The 15,253-nt window shown below is 72.1% G+C and carries 16 protein-coding genes, 1 tRNA gene and 1 other RNA gene; 7 read left to right on the top strand and 11 right to left on the bottom strand.

Going from position 1 to position 15,253, the window contains the following annotated elements; all coding sequences use genetic code 11:
* Nucleotides 1–575: carboxymuconolactone decarboxylase family protein (locus ACFV1L_RS25855; RefSeq protein ID WP_380369839.1), on the bottom strand; the 575-nt coding region annotated here is incomplete at its 3' end.
* Nucleotides 572–1,237 (bottom strand): class II aldolase/adducin family protein, encoded by a 666-nt coding sequence (locus tag ACFV1L_RS25850; RefSeq protein WP_380369836.1) that lies wholly within the window; start codon nucleotides 1,235–1,237, stop codon nucleotides 572–574. The genes ACFV1L_RS25855 and ACFV1L_RS25850, both read right to left, overlap by 4 nt.
* Nucleotides 1,238–1,369: 132 nt before the next feature.
* On the opposite strand from ACFV1L_RS25850, the gene ACFV1L_RS25845 reads away from it, so the two are divergent.
* From ACFV1L_RS25845 to ACFV1L_RS25835, 3 genes are read left to right on the top strand one after another with little or no spacing between them, the layout of a single operon-like run.
* Nucleotides 1,370–1,753, top strand: coding sequence for a MerR family transcriptional regulator (locus ACFV1L_RS25845; protein WP_380369833.1), 384 nt, complete (start codon nucleotides 1,370–1,372; stop codon nucleotides 1,751–1,753).
* Between the two features lie 46 nt (nucleotides 1,754–1,799).
* Entirely contained in the window at nucleotides 1,800–2,660 is an 861-nt protein-coding gene (locus ACFV1L_RS25840) for an alpha/beta fold hydrolase (RefSeq protein ID WP_380369831.1), read from the top strand.
* A gap of 51 nt (nucleotides 2,661–2,711) precedes the next feature.
* Nucleotides 2,712–3,176 (top strand): SRPBCC family protein, encoded by a 465-nt coding sequence (locus ACFV1L_RS25835; RefSeq protein ID WP_380369829.1) that lies wholly within the window; start codon nucleotides 2,712–2,714, stop codon nucleotides 3,174–3,176.
* 68 nt (nucleotides 3,177–3,244) lie between these two features.
* Here ACFV1L_RS25835 and ACFV1L_RS25830 read toward each other — a convergent pair whose 3' ends face one another.
* Both ACFV1L_RS25830 and ACFV1L_RS25825 read right to left on the bottom strand, forming a co-directional pair.
* Nucleotides 3,245–4,141 carry a YhjD/YihY/BrkB family envelope integrity protein gene (locus tag ACFV1L_RS25830; protein ID WP_380369826.1) on the bottom strand — a complete coding sequence of 299 codons (897 nt, stop codon included), beginning with the start codon at nucleotides 4,139–4,141 and terminating at the stop codon, nucleotides 3,245–3,247.
* Between the two features lie 208 nt (nucleotides 4,142–4,349).
* Complete coding sequence (locus ACFV1L_RS25825) at nucleotides 4,350–5,306, bottom strand: LysR family transcriptional regulator (RefSeq protein ID WP_380369823.1); 957 nt, start codon at nucleotides 5,304–5,306, stop codon at nucleotides 4,350–4,352.
* Nucleotides 5,307–5,585: 279 nt separating this feature from the next.
* Between ACFV1L_RS25825 and ACFV1L_RS25820 the strand changes: the two genes are divergently transcribed.
* Entirely contained in the window at nucleotides 5,586–7,022 is a 1,437-nt protein-coding gene (locus tag ACFV1L_RS25820; protein WP_380369821.1) for an MFS transporter, read from the top strand.
* 232 nt (nucleotides 7,023–7,254) lie between these two features.
* On the opposite strand, the gene ACFV1L_RS25815 is transcribed toward ACFV1L_RS25820, so the two are convergent.
* The 7 genes from ACFV1L_RS25815 to ACFV1L_RS25785 form a co-directional block, all read right to left on the bottom strand.
* Nucleotides 7,255–8,682, bottom strand: a complete 1,428-nt coding sequence (locus ACFV1L_RS25815; RefSeq protein WP_380369819.1) for a DEAD/DEAH box helicase — start codon at nucleotides 8,680–8,682, stop codon at nucleotides 7,255–7,257.
* Nucleotides 8,683–8,941: 259 nt separating this feature from the next.
* Nucleotides 8,942–9,145, bottom strand: coding sequence for a cold-shock protein (locus tag ACFV1L_RS25810; RefSeq protein ID WP_030916923.1), 204 nt, complete (start codon nucleotides 9,143–9,145; stop codon nucleotides 8,942–8,944).
* 986 nt (nucleotides 9,146–10,131) lie between these two features.
* Nucleotides 10,132–10,398, bottom strand: a complete 267-nt coding sequence (locus tag ACFV1L_RS25805; RefSeq protein ID WP_380369816.1) for a Txe/YoeB family addiction module toxin — start codon at nucleotides 10,396–10,398, stop codon at nucleotides 10,132–10,134.
* Complete coding sequence (locus tag ACFV1L_RS25800; protein ID WP_380369813.1) at nucleotides 10,395–10,673, bottom strand: type II toxin-antitoxin system Phd/YefM family antitoxin; 279 nt, start codon at nucleotides 10,671–10,673, stop codon at nucleotides 10,395–10,397. Before ACFV1L_RS25800 ends, ACFV1L_RS25805 begins: the two co-directional genes overlap by 4 nt.
* A 444-nt stretch (nucleotides 10,674–11,117) precedes the next feature.
* Nucleotides 11,118–11,537 carry a PIN domain-containing protein gene (locus ACFV1L_RS25795; protein ID WP_380369810.1) on the bottom strand — a complete coding sequence of 140 codons (420 nt, stop codon included), beginning with the start codon at nucleotides 11,535–11,537 and terminating at the stop codon, nucleotides 11,118–11,120.
* Entirely contained in the window at nucleotides 11,534–11,812 is a 279-nt protein-coding gene (locus ACFV1L_RS25790; RefSeq protein ID WP_380369809.1) for a CopG family transcriptional regulator, read from the bottom strand. The genes ACFV1L_RS25795 and ACFV1L_RS25790 overlap by 4 nt, the downstream gene beginning before the upstream one ends.
* Nucleotides 11,813–11,908: 96 nt before the next feature.
* Nucleotides 11,909–11,993 (bottom strand) — tRNA-Ser (locus ACFV1L_RS25785).
* Nucleotides 11,994–12,124: 131 nt separating this feature from the next.
* Between ACFV1L_RS25785 and ffs the strand changes: the two genes are divergently transcribed.
* From ffs to ACFV1L_RS25770, 3 genes are all read left to right on the top strand, one after another.
* An RNA gene (ffs, locus tag ACFV1L_RS25780) (signal recognition particle sRNA small type) lies at nucleotides 12,125–12,216 on the top strand.
* A gap of 77 nt (nucleotides 12,217–12,293) precedes the next feature.
* Entirely contained in the window at nucleotides 12,294–14,489 is a 2,196-nt protein-coding gene (locus tag ACFV1L_RS25775; protein WP_380369806.1) for a DNA polymerase III subunit gamma and tau, read from the top strand.
* Nucleotides 14,490–14,660: 171 nt separating this feature from the next.
* Entirely contained in the window at nucleotides 14,661–14,975 is a 315-nt protein-coding gene (locus ACFV1L_RS25770) for a YbaB/EbfC family nucleoid-associated protein (RefSeq protein WP_380369849.1), read from the top strand.
* The last annotated feature ends 278 nt before the right edge of the window (nucleotides 14,976–15,253 follow it).

Here is a 15,253-nt window from a genome sequence, read left to right as displayed (position 1 = left end):
TTTTTTTTTATACCAACCCCCCCTGCGCCCGGGGGGCGCCCCCCCGGCGCGCCCCCACCCCCCCGGGGGGGGGGCCGGGCCGGCCCGCCGGCCCGGCCGCCGTCCTCCGCCAGCAGTTCGACGACGATCTCGATGCCGAGCGCGTACGACGGCGTGCCCGAGGTGATGAGCGCGGTCTCCGCGACACCGATCAGGTCGGCGATCCCGGCGCCCGCGTGGAGTGCCCCCCGGGCGTGGATCCGAGCCGGTTCCGCCCGGCCGAGCGCCAGCAACTGCCCGAAGTGGACCAGCTGTTGCACCCGGCCCCCGAGCGGGCTCTCGGCCAGCACGATGTGCCGCAGGGCCGTGAACGCCTCCTCGGTGGAGAGCCGGCCGAAGGCCCGGGCCACCCGCAGCCGCTCCTCCACCGCGGGAGGGACGGCTCCGATCGTCGCACGGTAGCGCTCCCGCAGGGCTTCCGAACGACCGGCGGCGCCTTCGGGGTCGGCGGAGGTGCGCGCTGCGGGGTCGGTCACGGTGCGGTGGGTGACGGCGGGGTCGGTGACGGTGCGGTCGGTCGCGGTGCGGTCCGTCATGACGCCACCCGCGCGATCGACTCCCGGACGGCCTCCAGGGCGCCGGCGGGGAAGTCCACGGCCCCGCCGATCGCCGCAGCCGCGATCTCGGCCTCGGCGCTCTCCTCGATCGCCACCACGAGGTGCGCGGTCGCCGCCGCGTCCGGGCCGAACACCAGCAGCCCGTGGTTGGCCAGCAGAACCGCGGCCGTCGTCGGGCGCCGCTCCAGGACGTCGGCGATGCCCCGGACCGACACGTCCGACCCGCGCGGCCCCCAGGGCACCACCGGGACCTCCTCGGGCTGCCCGAAGCGGAGCATCGGCTCGGTCCGGCACGGCAACGGCCGGTGCGCCACCGCGAAGGCGGTCGCGGCCGGCGAGTGGGTGTGAATGATCGCGCCCACCTGCGGACGAGCGCGGTACACCACGCTGTGCATGGTGATGATCTCGGCACTGACGGACCGCAGCTCCCCCTCCAGGACCTGCCCGTCCAGACCGACGGTCGCCAACTGGTGGGCCTCCAGGCCGCGGACGAACCCCGGGGTCAACAGAAAGCGGTCGGCATCGAGCCGGACACTCAGATTGGCGTGCCCGGAGTGCGACATCACCCCGGCCACGAAGAGCTGCCGGGCAGCCTCGACGAGTTGCTGGGCCCGGCTCTCCGCCTCGGACGTCTCGGTCATTGCGTCATCTCCAACTCCCCATCAGCAGCAGCCCGTTCGCCGCCGCTGCACGTGTCCGCCACTCTGCGACTTGAACTAAGGTTCAAGTCAAGCGCCGGTCCGGCGCGGCGACAGGAGGAGGAGCGGAGAACCATGCTCATGACGATCGGTCAGCTCGCCGAGAAGACCGGCGTTCCCGCCTCGGCCATCCGGTTCTGGGAACGCCACGGCCTGCTGCCCGCGCCCGAACGCCAGGGCGGCCAGCGGCGCTATCCCCCGCAGGCGGCGGAACGGATCGTCCTGCTGCGCAAGTTCCAGCAAGCCGGACTGAGCCTGGCCGAAGTCCGGGAGTTCCAGCAGGACCAGCCGCGCAGGCACGCCATGATCCGTGCCAAGGTCACCGAGATCGAACAGCGCATGATCGACCTCGAACACGCCCACCAACTCCTGACCCACGCCCTCCAGTGCAGCCGGACGGACATCGTCACCTGCCCGACCTTCCGCGAGCAGATGGCCACCTGGAGCCCGTCCGACTGACACCGCACGCACCGCGCGGCAGGACACTTCCCCAAGACGGCCCGCGGTGGCCGGCGCGACAGCGAGGTCACCCCACCCATCCGGGGACGAGACGACCGCCCCGCACGACCGACACACCCACAACCATCCGGACACCGCGTCGCGAACCCCGCGGCCGCGGCGACGACGGTGGCTCGCACGGACCGCCGACGCCTCCGGCGACCAGCTCGTCCGCCTCCCCGGCGGAGACCTCCACCTCGCGCAGGACGGGCCGCCCGACGCGCCCACCGTCGTGCCCATCCACGGCCCCGGCGGCTCAACAGCACGGTGGGAGCCGGTACTTCCCGCCCTGCACGACCTGCGCGTGGTGCGAGTGGACCTGCTCGGCCACGGCCGATCCGCCCCACCCGCCGACGGCTGGGGCATCGCCGACCAGGCACGCCGCATCGGAACGGCCCTCGACCGGCTCGGCACCCACCGCGCAACCGTCGCCGGGCACTCCACCGGCGGCGCGGTCGCCACCTCGCTCGCCGGACAGCGCCGCGACCTCGTCACCGCGATCGCCCTGGTCGACACCGGCCCCCGACTCGACGCCCACACCGGCGACAGTCTCGTCGGGAACCCGCTGACCGCGCCGGTGCTGGGCGAACTCACCTGGCGGCTGCGCGCCGACGGCACCGTCCGCAGCGCACCGAGCACCGCCTTCACCCGCAAGGTGCAGATCCCCGCCCAGGTCGTCGCCGACATCCGCGGCATGACCGACCGCAGCCTCACCACCACCGACGAGGCCACCAGCGCCCACCTGAGGGAACGCCCCATCCCCGACTTCGAGGCCCCCGCCACCGCCGGCCCCCTCCTCCACGACTTCGCCGCCGAACCCGCGCCCGATCTTCCGCCGCAGCCCCTGCCGACGACCGCCCGGCGATAGGCTCCCGGCCGACCGGGGCGGCCGGCCCCGGCACCTGACAGGGGGTCGGACGTGCCCAGCACCGAACTGCGCCACAGCTACGACATCGCCGCATCGCCCGCCACCGTGCTCGCCCACCTGGCAGAACCCGCGAACTACATCGGACTCTCCCCGCTCCTCGTGGACGTGCGCGACGTACGGCGCGAGGACGGCGTCACCCACTACGTCGCCGTCGAACGCTTCCGATTCCTCGGGCTGCTCCAGCACGACAACGTCATCCAGGTCAGCCTGCACACCGACGACACCCGCCTGCCGACCGAGGCGCGCGTCAGCGGCCGAGTGGTCAGCCCCGGCGCCGTACGGATGGACTACCGCTTCACCATCACCACCCGAGCCCCCGGCACCTCCCTGGTCCTCGACCACCTGCACCTCCACGCCCCCTTCGGCCTCCTCCGCTACGCCGCCGCCAAAGCCGCAGCAGTCCAGACCGAACGCGCCCGCATCCTGTCCCACCGCCTGGCCGCCGACGGGGCGTGAGCCCCAGGAACGGTGGCCTGCTCCGACGGGCCGGTGAGGGACGGCGGAGTCCTGAATGGGCCGGGCGATCAGGGCTTCCGGTTCCGCCGGAGGAAGGCGGGCTTTCCCCGGGTCGTCTGCCAGCGCGACCGGGCCTGGTGGAGGACGGTGGCCCACTGGTCGCGCACCTCGTTGTCCGGCGGGCGTTCGCCGCGGCCGATCCGGGCGATCTCGGTGTGCACTTCGTTGCCGATCGCGGCCGAGGCGACGATCACGAGCATGGCCCCGAAGAGGGCGGAGAGCATCGCGAAGACCGCCCCGACCGCGCCGTAGCGGTTCGCGTAGGAGTCGAACAGGCGGGGCAGGTAGACGGTCATGGCCACCGAGTAGCCGGTCAGCGCGAGGGCGCAGATGGCGGCGAACGACATCAGGTCGCGCCGGGGGATCCGGCCGGCGGACAGCAGGCGGCCGCCCCACAGGAGGAAGGCGAAGGTCAGGGGCGCCTCGACCAGAGCCGCCCCCAGTCCGAGCGGACGGCGGCTGAGCGTCGCGTGGGCGAGGCCGCTCAGCGCGACGTACGCGGCGAGCAGCAGGATCCACTTGAGCCCGTTGACGGTGTTGCGGACGCTCAGCGGCGGCAGGTCCCATCCCTGCTCGAAGAGCCGCTGTGCGGCGCGCGCGAAGCTCAGGACCGAGATCAGGAGGAAGACGCCGCCGAACAACCCCAGGCTGCTCCACCCGCTCGACTCGGGAAGGAGCCGCCGCACCGCCTCGGCGCCCTCGCCGGTGAGGCCGTAACGGTCGACGATGCGTTCGGCGATGTCCTTGCCCCCGAAGTGGGCCGCCAGATCGCCGCACAGCAGGGCCAGCGGGATCAGCGCTGTCAGAGCGGCCGACGCCAGGGCCATCGAGCGGTCGAACCCGATCAGCCGCTGGAACCGGTTGTAGACGCGCAGCGCGAACGCCGGTCGGAGCCAGAACGTCACCGACCGGACGACGGTGTGGCGGTTGACCCGTGCCGTGTGCCCCTCCGGACGTCGTGCGCACGGCCGTGCGCCGGGTTGGAGTGGAACCACGCTATGCGGCCCGTCCGGGATGCGGGTCTCCGGCACGCGAGGCGACGTCGAACTGCCCTCCGGACAGGAGGCATCGTGGGGTCGCGCGGGTCTCCCGGCGGTGGCGGGGGACTGCCGTTCAGCCCGTGGAGCGCAGTGCGTCGCGGTCCGGCTGCGGCAGCCACCAGTCGGTGGCCGGGGGGCGGTGCCAGCGGTGGGTCCGGGCGTACGCGTGGGTGAGTTCCAGGGCCTGGTTGACGGCGCGGTTCGTGGTGGAGCTGTTCCAGACGGCGTGCCAGGAGTAGAGCGGGACGGGATCCGTCAGCGGCCGGGCGGTGAGGCCCTCGGGGAGGTGGACCGCGGCCAGGCCGAAGGCCGGCCGGCGCAGTGCCTGGACGGCGGCCAGCGCGGAGGTGCGGCCGTGCCCGCGCACCCGGGTCGCCACGGTCAGGCCGAACGCCTCGACGGCTTGGCCGACCCAGTCGCGCCACTCGGCGGACTCGTCGGCGGTGTGGACCAGGAGGGGGTGTTCGGCGAGGGCGGCGAGGGGGACTTCGTCCAAGGCCGCGAGGGGGTGGTCGGCGGGGACGACGACGCCGATGGGTTCCAGGCCCACGGGCATGGTGGCGAGGGTCGCTCCGAGGGGGCGGCCGAGGCCGTGCGGGCGGCCGAAGGCCAGGTCGAGGCCGCCGCTGAGCAGCCGGGGCACGGCTGCGGCCAGGCCGTGGCTCTGGACCACCTCGAACGGCAGGTCGGGGGCCTGGGTGCGCAGGTGGTGGATCAGGAGCGTGGAGGGCAGGCCTTCGGTGACGACGTCGATGCGCAGGGGCGCGCGGGTCTGGGAGACCTCGTCGACCAGCCGTTCGGCGTCGCTGAGGAGGCGTCGCCCGTGCCGTACGAAGGTCTCGCCGGACGGGGTGAGGGCGACGTGGCGGCGGTCGCGGGTGAACAACGGGACGCCGAGGCGCTTCTCCAGGGTCCTGATCTGGGCGGAGAGCGTCTGCTGGGCGATGGCGAGCCTGCTCGCGGCCCGGCCGAAGTGGAGTTCGTCGGCGAGGGCGACGGCGTAGCGCACCTGGCGCAGGTCGAGGTCCACGCTCCCACGGTAACAGCCTGAGACTGTCACGTGGTCGATGGAGAGTGTTGGACCGCGGGCCTGCTGCGGCCGTTGACTAGCAGGGTGACACGCGCTGGAGAGGCGTGAACAAAAGGGGCTCTCCTCATTGGACCGATGAATCGACGGCCAGGAGCGTCCTCCATGGCGGTCGATCCCGGCCCCGACCGCCGGCTCCCTGGCGGTCCCCCGTCCCGCAGGGCCGGCCCGTCCCGCCCGCCCGAGTCTCCACTCCCGACCCTCCCCATGGAGTCCCCGCCCATGCCCCGCACATCCCGCCGTCCGCACCACAACGTGACGTTCGCCGTCCTGCTCCTCGGCATCGTCGCGTACTCGCTCCTGCAGTCCCTGGTGGTCCCGGTCCTGCCGACCCTGATGGAGCACCTGCACACCGACCAGTCCACCGTGACCTGGCTGATGACCGCCAACCTGCTGTCCGCCTCCGTCGCCACCCCGATCCTCGGCCGGATCGGCGACAAGATCGGCAAGGAGCGGATGCTGGCCGTCACCCTCACCGCACTGACCGCCGGATCGGCGCTGGCCGGCGCTTCCCATTCGATCGGCCTGATGATCGTCGCCCGCGTCATCCAGGGCTTCGGCGGCGCGGTCGTCCCGCTCGCGTTCGGCATCATCCGCGACGAGTTCCCCCCGACCAAGGTGCGCGGAGCGGTCGGCGCCGCCGCGGCGCTCACCGCGGTCGGGGCCGGGCTCGGGCTGATCGTGGCCGGGCCGATCGTCGAACACTTCGACTACCACTGGCTGTTCTGGCTTCCGATGGCCCTGACCGCCCTCGCCACCGTCGCCACCCACCTGTTCGTCCCGGAGTCCCCCGTCCGCACGCCGGGCCGCATCAACTGGGGCGCCGCGGCCCTGCTGTCCGCCTGGCTGGTCGCCCTGCTCCTCGCGGTCAGCGAGGGGGAGAGCTGGGGCTGGACCTCCGAGCGCATCCTCGGCCTGTTCACGGCCGCCATCGTCCTGGCCGGCTACTGGATCCGCGTCGAACTGAACTCCGACTCGCCGCTCATCGACATGCGGATGATGCGCATCCCGGCCGTGTGGACCACCAACCTGGTCGCGCTGCTGCTCGGCGTCGGAATGTACACCGCGATGACGTTCCTCCCTCAACTCGTCCAGACGCCGGGGGAGTTCGCGGGCTACGGCTTCAGTGCGAGCGTGACCGGCTCCGGCTTCTACATGCTGCCGATGACGGCGGGCATCTTCGTCCTCGGCGTCCTGGCCGCACCGCTGGCCGCGCGCTTCGGCTCCAAGCGCGTCCTGATCGGCGGCAGCGTCATTACCGTCACGCCGTTCGTCCTGCTCGCCGTCGGACACGACCGGTCCTGGCAGATCTACACCGCCTCCGCCCTGGTCGGCGCCGGCCTGGGCCTGGCCTTCTCCGCCATGTCCGCCCTCGTCGTCGAGGCCGTCCCGCCGTCCCAGACCGGCGCGGCCAGCGGCATGAACGCCAACATCCGCACCATCGGCGGCGCGATCGGCGGCGCGGTGGCAGCCAGCATCCTCTCCACCGGCATCACGGCCACCCACCCGTTCCCCCGCGACACCGGCTACACCGACACCTTCTGGTTCCTGACCGCCACCGCACTGCTCGCCGCCGCAGCAGCCTTCACCATCCCCGCGGCCAAGCGGGCACGAACGCTGCGGGCCGTGAGCGAACCCGAGCCCGCCACCGCCAGCTGAGCCCGAACCACCGAGAACGCCCCGACCGCTGCCCGGCCGGGGCCTTCTGTCCGCGCCGGCCGACAGCGGCGGAGCGCGACGCCGGACGTAGGGGAAGGCAGGCACAACTGCGATCCGCCGGGGTCGGCCGAGGCGGGTCCGCGCCCGTCCTGACCCGCGGTGGAGCGATTGCGCGGGACGCGGCGGGGTTCCCGACGCCGGCCGCGGACGCCGGGGCCGGTCCGTCGCGGGATCAGGGCGCGGTACCGCCCGAGCCGTCGGCGGTCGGCCGGGGGCGGGTGGCGGAGGCAGGGCGGCGGCCGTAGCGGTTCCGGCCGGTGGACCGATGGTGGCGGGGCCGCTCGACGACGGGGTCCGGGACCGTGACAGGTACGCCGGTGGGGACGCGGGCACCGGTGATCCGGGTGAGCTCACCGTCACCGGCCCGGACAACGGTGGTGATGGGGGTGATGCCGGCTGCGGTCATCATCCGGGCCGTTCCGCGGCGCTGACCGGGGAGGACCAGGGTGACGACGGTGCCGGAGGCGCCGGCCCGGGCGGTGCGTCCGCCGCGGTGCAGGTAGTCCTTGTGGTCGGCGGGCGGGTCCAGGTTGACGACCAGGTCGAGACCGTCGACGTGGATGCCCCGGGCGGCGACGTCGGTCGCGACGAGCGCGGCCACCTGCCCGGCGCGGAACTGCTCCAGGGTGCGGGTGCGCTGCGGCTGGGACTTGCCCCCGTGCAGGGCCGCGGCTCTCGCGCCGTTCGCCAGGAGCCTCTCGACCAGGCGGTCCGCGTCCTGCTTGGTGTCGATGAACATGATCACCTTGCCGTCGCGGGAGGCGATGTGGGCGATCGTGGCGTTCTTGTCGGAGTTCTGTACGTGCAGCACGTGGTGCTCCATGGTGCCGACCGACCCTGCGGAGGGATCCACCGAGTGCGTGACCGGGTCCGTCAGGAAGCGTCGCACCAGGCTGTCGACGTTGTGGTCCAAGGTGGCGGAGAACAACATGGTCTGGCCGCCTTCGGCAACCTGTTCGAGGAGCGCGGTGACCTCCGGCAGGAAACCCATGTCGGTCATCTGGTCGGCCTCGTCGAGGACGGTGACGCCGACCCGGTCCAGTCGGCAGAGCCTGCGCTCGATCAGGTCACCGAGCCGGCCGGGCGTGGCCACCACGATCTCCGCGCCGCGGTTCAGCACCTGCGCCTGGCGGCGGACCGGCACCCCGCCGACCACGGTGGCCGTCCGCAGTCGCAACGCCTGGGCGTACGGAGTGAGGGCTTCGGTGACCTGCTGCGCGAGCTCCCGGGTGGGGACCAGGACCAGCGCGAGCGGGCGCCGCGGTTCGGCCTGCTGTCCGGCGATCCGGGTCAGCGCGGCCAGCCCGAACGCGAGCGTCTTGCCGGAGCCGGTGCGGCCCCGCCCGAGCACGTCGCGGCCGGCCAGCGAATTCGGCAGCGTCGCGGCCTGGACGGGGAAGGGCGTGGTGACGCCCCTCCGCGCCAGGATCGTCAGCAGTTCCTTCGGCAGGTCCAACTCGTCGAAGGACCCGGCGGGGGGCAGAGCCGGCACCGCGCTCGTCGGCACCGCGAACTCCTGCTGCGAGGCGTACCCCGCGCTGCTGCCCGATGCGGGCCGGGGGCCGGTGTGTCGGCGTGGAGGCCGGCTGGAACGGTTCATGCGGGCCCTCCTCGGGGCGGCAGGTGGCGTACGGTCGGCCCTCACCCGGAGAGCGAAAGCGGTGAGCCCCGAACCGTGGACCGCGAGGGCGCGATGCCGATCCGAACACTGGGCTGTCTGTTCGAACGGGGCGTCCGGACCGGACGGGCCTGGGCCGGAGCAGCCCGGGGCGCGGCACGGGGCAAAGCCGAGGGGCCCGCACCGGGCATCATGTGCGCGGTGCGGGCCCCTCGCTGCCAAGCGGTTGCCGCGGCGGGAACTACAGCGGGCGAATGTTCTCGGCCTGCGGGCCCTTCTGGCCCTGCGTGACGTCGAACTCGACCTTCTGGCCCTCAAGCAGCTCGCGGAAGCCGCTGGCGTTGATGTTCGAGTAGTGGGCGAACACGTCCGGGCCGCCACCCTCCTGCTCGATGAAGCCGAAGCCCTTTTCCGCGTTGAACCACTTCACGGTGCCATTAGCCATGTAAGAAATCTCCTTCAAGGGACTTTCCGACACTCGCACGATACGAGCGTCGAGTCACCGCGATGAGCGCCCGCCCGGAAAGATCCGGAAAACAGAAATGCGCCTGCGATACATCAGCAGGCGCACACAAAGTTCATGGGAACCACTACTGCAACTCCTTCGACTGTAGCAGCCCCATGCCCGCTGCGGTGGGACATTTCGTCCACGATGTCAGGGGCGGTTGCCTCCGGCGCTGCCGACCGGATCCATCCCCTACGCCAACAAGCTTATCCGTCAGGGTAGTTGACGCGAATGATCAAGGCGCCGTGCGGGGGCCGACCTGTGGAGGCGGTCCGGGCTCACGCCTCCGAAGAAGTGCCGTTCAGCACATCCGGCATTTCGGGCATCCAGAATTCAGGCTGTCGGAAGCCGTCGTCCCTGCGCTCCGCGGCGCATACCCGCGCGGGTGAGAAAATCTGAAGCAGTCCGCCGGCGCCTGCCCGCCAGCCCCTTCAAAGCCAGGGCCGAAGCGCCGCGCAAGCACTTCCCCCTCGGCGACCCCGTCACCCACGACGCCCACGACACCCACGGCCTCGGCCGGGCCATCGGCGTCGAGGGCGACACTGCGGCACGGGTCGACTTCGGACCACGCCAGGAACGCATCACAGGCCCGCCCGCTGCCGCAGTCGGGATGACACCGGGGGCGGTTGGATCCGCGGTCACGTCTTCGTCGGAGGCGCACGATCACCCGCTCGACGGCTGGGGGACGGCTGAGCCTTCCCCGGCATGACCAGCTCCATGCGGAGCGCCCCGGCGTCCAGCCCCAAGGGGCGGCAAAGGCCCGGACCGTCGAGCGGTCCGGGCCTTCGATCAAGGAGGAGGATGCGAGATTCGAACTCGTGAGGGGAGGGGTTGCCCCCAAGATGCTTTCCACATCTCCCGAACCCCGTCCGCCGGGGTTCGCACCTGTCCTGGACCAGCGCGCGTCGATCCGGCGGCCTCAGCCTCTACTTGCCGTAGTGGTACCGGCATGCGATGACGCACAGGGTGTCGGCCTGCTCGTCAAGGATGTAGACCAGGCGGTGCTCCTGGTCGATCCGGCGGGACCAGGCCCCGGCCAGCTCGTGCCGCAAGGGTTCGGGTTTGCCGATGCCCTCGTTGCCGTTTCGGCGGATGTCGTCGATCAGTAGATTGACGCGCTTGAGGAGACGGCGATCGTCGGCCTGCCAAGAAAGGTAGTCGCTCCAGCCGCGCTCGGTGAACTGGACCTTCACGCGCTCTGCTCGGTGAGGTCGTCGGGGTCGATCAGGTCGCGGGCCACCGCGCGGCCCTCCCGGTATTCCTGCAGGGAACGGCGAAGGTGGTCGGCGTTGGCCGGGGACCGCAGCAGGTAGTCGGTCTCGCGGAGCGAGGCGTACTCGGCCAGCGAGACGACGACCAGCGGCTCGTGGCCGGCGCGTGTGATGACGAGCTCTTCAGCATCACGCTCGACGGCGTCCAGCGCGGCGGCAAGGTTGCCGCGGAGCTCGGTGGCACTCATCGTCTTCATGGCGTACAGAATAACGTACATCCATTGGGCGGGCCAGGGGATGCGCCGAGGGCCGAGCCGCTGTTGCGGTAGTGAAGCTGGATTCAGTCATGCTCGGCGGCCGCACCGTCGGGGTCCGGGATGCGCCAGATGATTCGAACCCGTTCGTCGAGGGGGAGTGACGGACCGCCGATGGAGATGCGGCGGATCAGGTAGAGCGCCGCCGGCCGGAGTGCTTCCGGCTCGATCGAGATCTTCCATGGTCGAGCGGCTCAGTCGCGTCACCTGCCGGACGAGGTGCGGATCGGCTTCGAGAGAGTTGGGCCACCTTGCTCGCGCTCGGCTCGTGACAGGGCGATGCCCCCGTCCTGCTGCGGGCCGCATCTGGTTGAGAAGGTTCGAGGGCCTCGACGGTGCAGTCGTTGCCCAGTGCGAGTTCAGTACCGAACTCGCCGAAGCGGCCGGTCAGACCTTCATCACCACGATGTGGTTCGGCAGCAGCCTCTCCAGGTCCTCCGGGTCGGAGGTGAAGACCGTCACCTGGCCGCGCTGCCGCAGTGCCACCACTGCGAGCACGGCGTCGATCGCGTACTTGTGCCCGTGCAGGCCGGCGTCCGCCAGCAGCCGACGTGCCTGCCGGGCCTCGTCCTTGCCCAGTTCGGCGACGTTCACCCGTGACAGCACCCAGTCCCAGCGCTGCTCCGTGGTGCGCGCGTCGTATGCCTCGACCAGGGTCATCGGCGAGGTGACGACCTCCGCCTCGCCGCGGGCGGCGAGGTCGAGCCGGGCAATCATCATCCGGTCGCCGCGCACCGCGAGCGACAGGGCTTCGCTGTCCAGCACGAAAATGCGCAGCCGCCGGACTTCCTCGGCGCGTTTCTTCACGCGGCCGCCCCGCCGCTCTTCCCACGGGCCGTGCGACGCCGGTCGTGCTCCGCGTCCAGGTCGTCCAGTTCCGCGTAGGCGGCAGCCTGTTCGTCACTGCTGACCGGCCCGTGTTCTTCCTCCAGCCACACGACCAACTCCTGCAGGCGATCGCGGTCGCGCTTGGCTCGGAGGGCATCGGCGACGTAGGCGGAGAGGCCGCGATCGGCACTGTCCGCGCGGATCTCGTCCAGCAGCTCCTCGGGGAGCGTGACAGTGACCTTCTTGGATGCCATACAGGTCACCATACTCGCCATATGACAGGCTGGCCCGCCTCCCGGGAAAACGCCGAAGGCCCGGACCGCTGCTGCGGTCCGGGCCTTCGATCAAGGCGGAGGATACGAGATTCGAACTCGTGAGGGGTTGCCCCCAACACGCTTTCCAAGCGTGCGCCCTAGGCCTCTAGGCGAATCCTCCGTGGGAGAGCTTAGTACATGTGGAGGGGTGGTTGCGACCACGGTCTCGCAGGTGGGTGGCGGGGGTGGCCTGCGGATCGGAGATCGGGGTGGGTGGGGGAGTGTGGGGCCGGGATCCGCTACTCTTGGGGCAGCCCCTCGTGTGGCGTCATCTCTCTGAACCCCCCCCAGGGCCGGAAGGCAGCAAGGGTAGGAGGGCTCTGGCGGGTGCGCGAGGGGTCCTTGCGTTTCCGGGACGGTCCGGTGGTCCGGTGGGCCGGGGAAGCCACGTTTGTCCGTTGGTCCCGATATCGTCGGTGGCGTGTCCCTAGCCCTGTACCGCCGCTACCGCCCCGAGACCTTCGCGGAGGTCATCGGGCAGGAGCACGTGACCGTCCCGCTCCAGCAGGCCCTGCGCAACAACCGCGTCAACCACGCGTACCTGTTCAGCGGTCCGCGCGGTTGCGGAAAGACGACCAGTGCCCGCATCCTGGCCCGCTGCCTGAACTGCGAGCAGGGGCCAACCCCGGAGCCGTGCGGCGAGTGCCAGTCGTGCCGGGACTTGGCGACCGGTGGGCCGGGTTCGATCGACGTGATCGAGATCGACGCCGCCTCGCACGGTGGCGTGGACGATGCGCGTGAGCTGCGGGAGCGGGCTTTCTTCGCCCCGGTGCACAGCCGCTACAAGATCTTCATCCTGGACGAGGCGCACATGGTGACCTCGGCCGGCTTCAACGCGCTGCTCAAGGTGGTGGAGGAGCCGCCGGAGCACCTGAAGTTCATCTTCGCCACCACCGAGCCGGAGAAGGTGATCGGGACGATCCGGTCCCGCACGCACCATTACCCGTTCCGGCTGGTGCCGCCCGGAACGCTGCGCGACTACCTGGCGCAGGTGTGCGGGCGCGAGGGCATCCAGGTCGAGGACGCGGTGTTCCCGCTGGTCGTGCGGGCCGGCGCGGGCTCGGTGCGTGACTCGATGTCGGTGATGGACCAGCTGCTCGCGGGTGCCGCCGACGCCGGGGTGACGTACCAGATGGCCACCGCGCTGCTGGGGTACACCGACTCGTCGCTGCTGGACGAGGTGGTCGACGCCTTCGCGGCGCAGGACGGCGCGACGGTGTTCCAGGTGATCGACCGGGTCGTCGAGGGCGGCCACGACCCGCGGCGCTTCGTCACGGACCTGCTGGAGCGCCTGCGCGACCTGGTGATCCTCGCCACAGTCCCGGACGCGGGCGAGAAGGGCCTGATCGACGCCCCGGCCGACCGGATCGCCGTGATGCAGGCGCAGGCCGACCGCTTCGGCCGCGCCGAGCTGAGCCGCGCCGCGGACCTGGTCAACACCGGCCTGACCGAGATGCGCGGCAACGCCGCCCCCCGCCTGCAGCTGGAGTTGATCTGCGCCCGGGTGATGCTGCCCGGCGCGTACGGCGACGAGCTGTCGACGCAGGCCCGGCTGGACAAGCTGGAGCGCCGCGCCGCCACGGGCGGATTCGCCGCCCCGATGGCGTTCCAGCCCGCGCCGCCGACCGACGCGCCCGCCCAGCCGATGCCCGTCCAGCAGGCACCCGTCCAGCAGGCGCCCATGCAGCAGGCCCCGGCGGTCGCACCGCCGCCGGCCGCTCCCGTCCCGGCTCCCGCCCCCGCGCCCGCACCGTCGGGCCCGGCCCCGGGTGCCTGGCCGATCCCGCGCAGCTTCCCGTCCGCGGAGCAGTCCCAGCCGCCGGCCGCGCCCTCCGTGCAGCAGCCGCAGGCCCCGGCTCCGCAGCAGTACGCCCCGCAGCCGGTCGCCGCACCGGTGCCGCCGGCCGCGCCCGTGCCGCAGGCGCCGTCCGGCGGCCAGCCCTCGGTGGCGGCGCAGCAGGGCGCGGGCCAGATCCGCCAGATGTGGCCGCAGATCCTGGAGGCGGTGAAGAACCGCCGCCGGTTCACCTGGATCCTGCTCAGCCAGAACGGCCAGGTCGCGGGCTTCGACGGCAGCACCCTGCAGGTGTCGTTCGTGAACGCGGGCGCCCGGGACAGCTTCGTCGGCAGCCACAGCGACGAGGTGCTGCGGCAGGCGCTGACGGACGCACTGGGCGTGGACTGGCGGGTGGAGTGCATCGTCGACCCGTCCGGTGGCACGTCCTCGCCGTCCGCCCAGTCCGCCCAGTCCGCCGGGTACGCCGCTCCGGCGGCCCCGATGGCCCCGGCCCCGGTCCCGGCCGCGCAGCCGGTGGCGCCCCCGGGCGGCGGTTGGGGCGCTCCGGCGCGCGCGCCACAGCCGTCCGCCCCCGCCCCCGCCCCGGCGCCCCAGCCGGTGCAGCAGCCGCAGCCCCCGGCTCCGCAGCAGCAGGCGCCGCGGCCGGTCGCGCCGCCCGCAGCGCCGCCGGTGCAGGCTCCGCCCGCGGTGGCGCCGGAGGACGACATCCCGGAGGAGGACGACCCGGACCTGAACGAGGACACGTTCTCCGCCCGGGACTTGATCATCCGGGAGCTCGGGGCGACGGTGCTGGAGGAGATCCACCACCGCCCGAGCTGACCCGACCCCCGGGAGGCTCCTGGCGGGCTCCCGGAACTGACGTGGGGCCGACGGGCGGCCGCGTAGGCTCGGGGGCAGGTGCCGGCGCGGGTGCCCTGCGGTCTTTCGCGTCGGCCGTGTGAGTGCCGACGGATCGAGGAGAGACCCGTGTTCCCTGGTGGCCAGCCGAACATGCAGCAGTTGCTGAAGCAGGCGCAGAAGATGCAGGAGGAGCTCGGCCGGGCTCAGAAGGAGCTGGCCGAGACCGAGGTCCGCGGGACCGCCGGCGGCGGGCTGGTGGAGGTGACGGTGACGGGCGCCGGCGAGCTGACGTCGGTGAAGATCTCTCCGGCCGCGGTCGACCCGGAGGACACCGAGACCCTGGCGGACCTGGTGCTGGCCGCGGTGCGCGACGCCAACGCGGCGGCGCAGAAGCTCCAGGCGGAGCGGATGGGCCCGCTGGCCCAGGGCCTGGGCGGCGGCGGCATCCCGGGCCTGCCGTTCTGAGGACCGTCTGCCGTTCCGAGGGGCGCCTGCCGTTCTGAGGACCGTCTGCCGTTCCGAGGGACGTCTGCGGCTCCGAGGACTGTCTGCGGCTCCGAGGACTGTCTGCGGCTCCGAGGGACGTCTGCCGTGCTTGACGAACGGGCAGCGCCTCCGCGCAGCTCACGGCGGCAGCTGAACGTCCGCTGGCAATGAGTTGTGTGATTTATGAGCCAGTGGGGCGTCGGGCGGTGTGTCCGGCGCCCGATTCGTTGGATGATGGCACCGGAGTGCGAACCCCG

It is taken from the genome of Kitasatospora sp. NPDC059646, assembly GCF_042734615.1.
Classification (GTDB): Bacteria; Actinomycetota; Actinomycetes; order Streptomycetales; family Streptomycetaceae; genus Kitasatospora.
The sequence above is the reverse complement of the archived record's forward strand: the minus strand, read 5'-3'. Positions and strand labels throughout refer to the sequence as shown.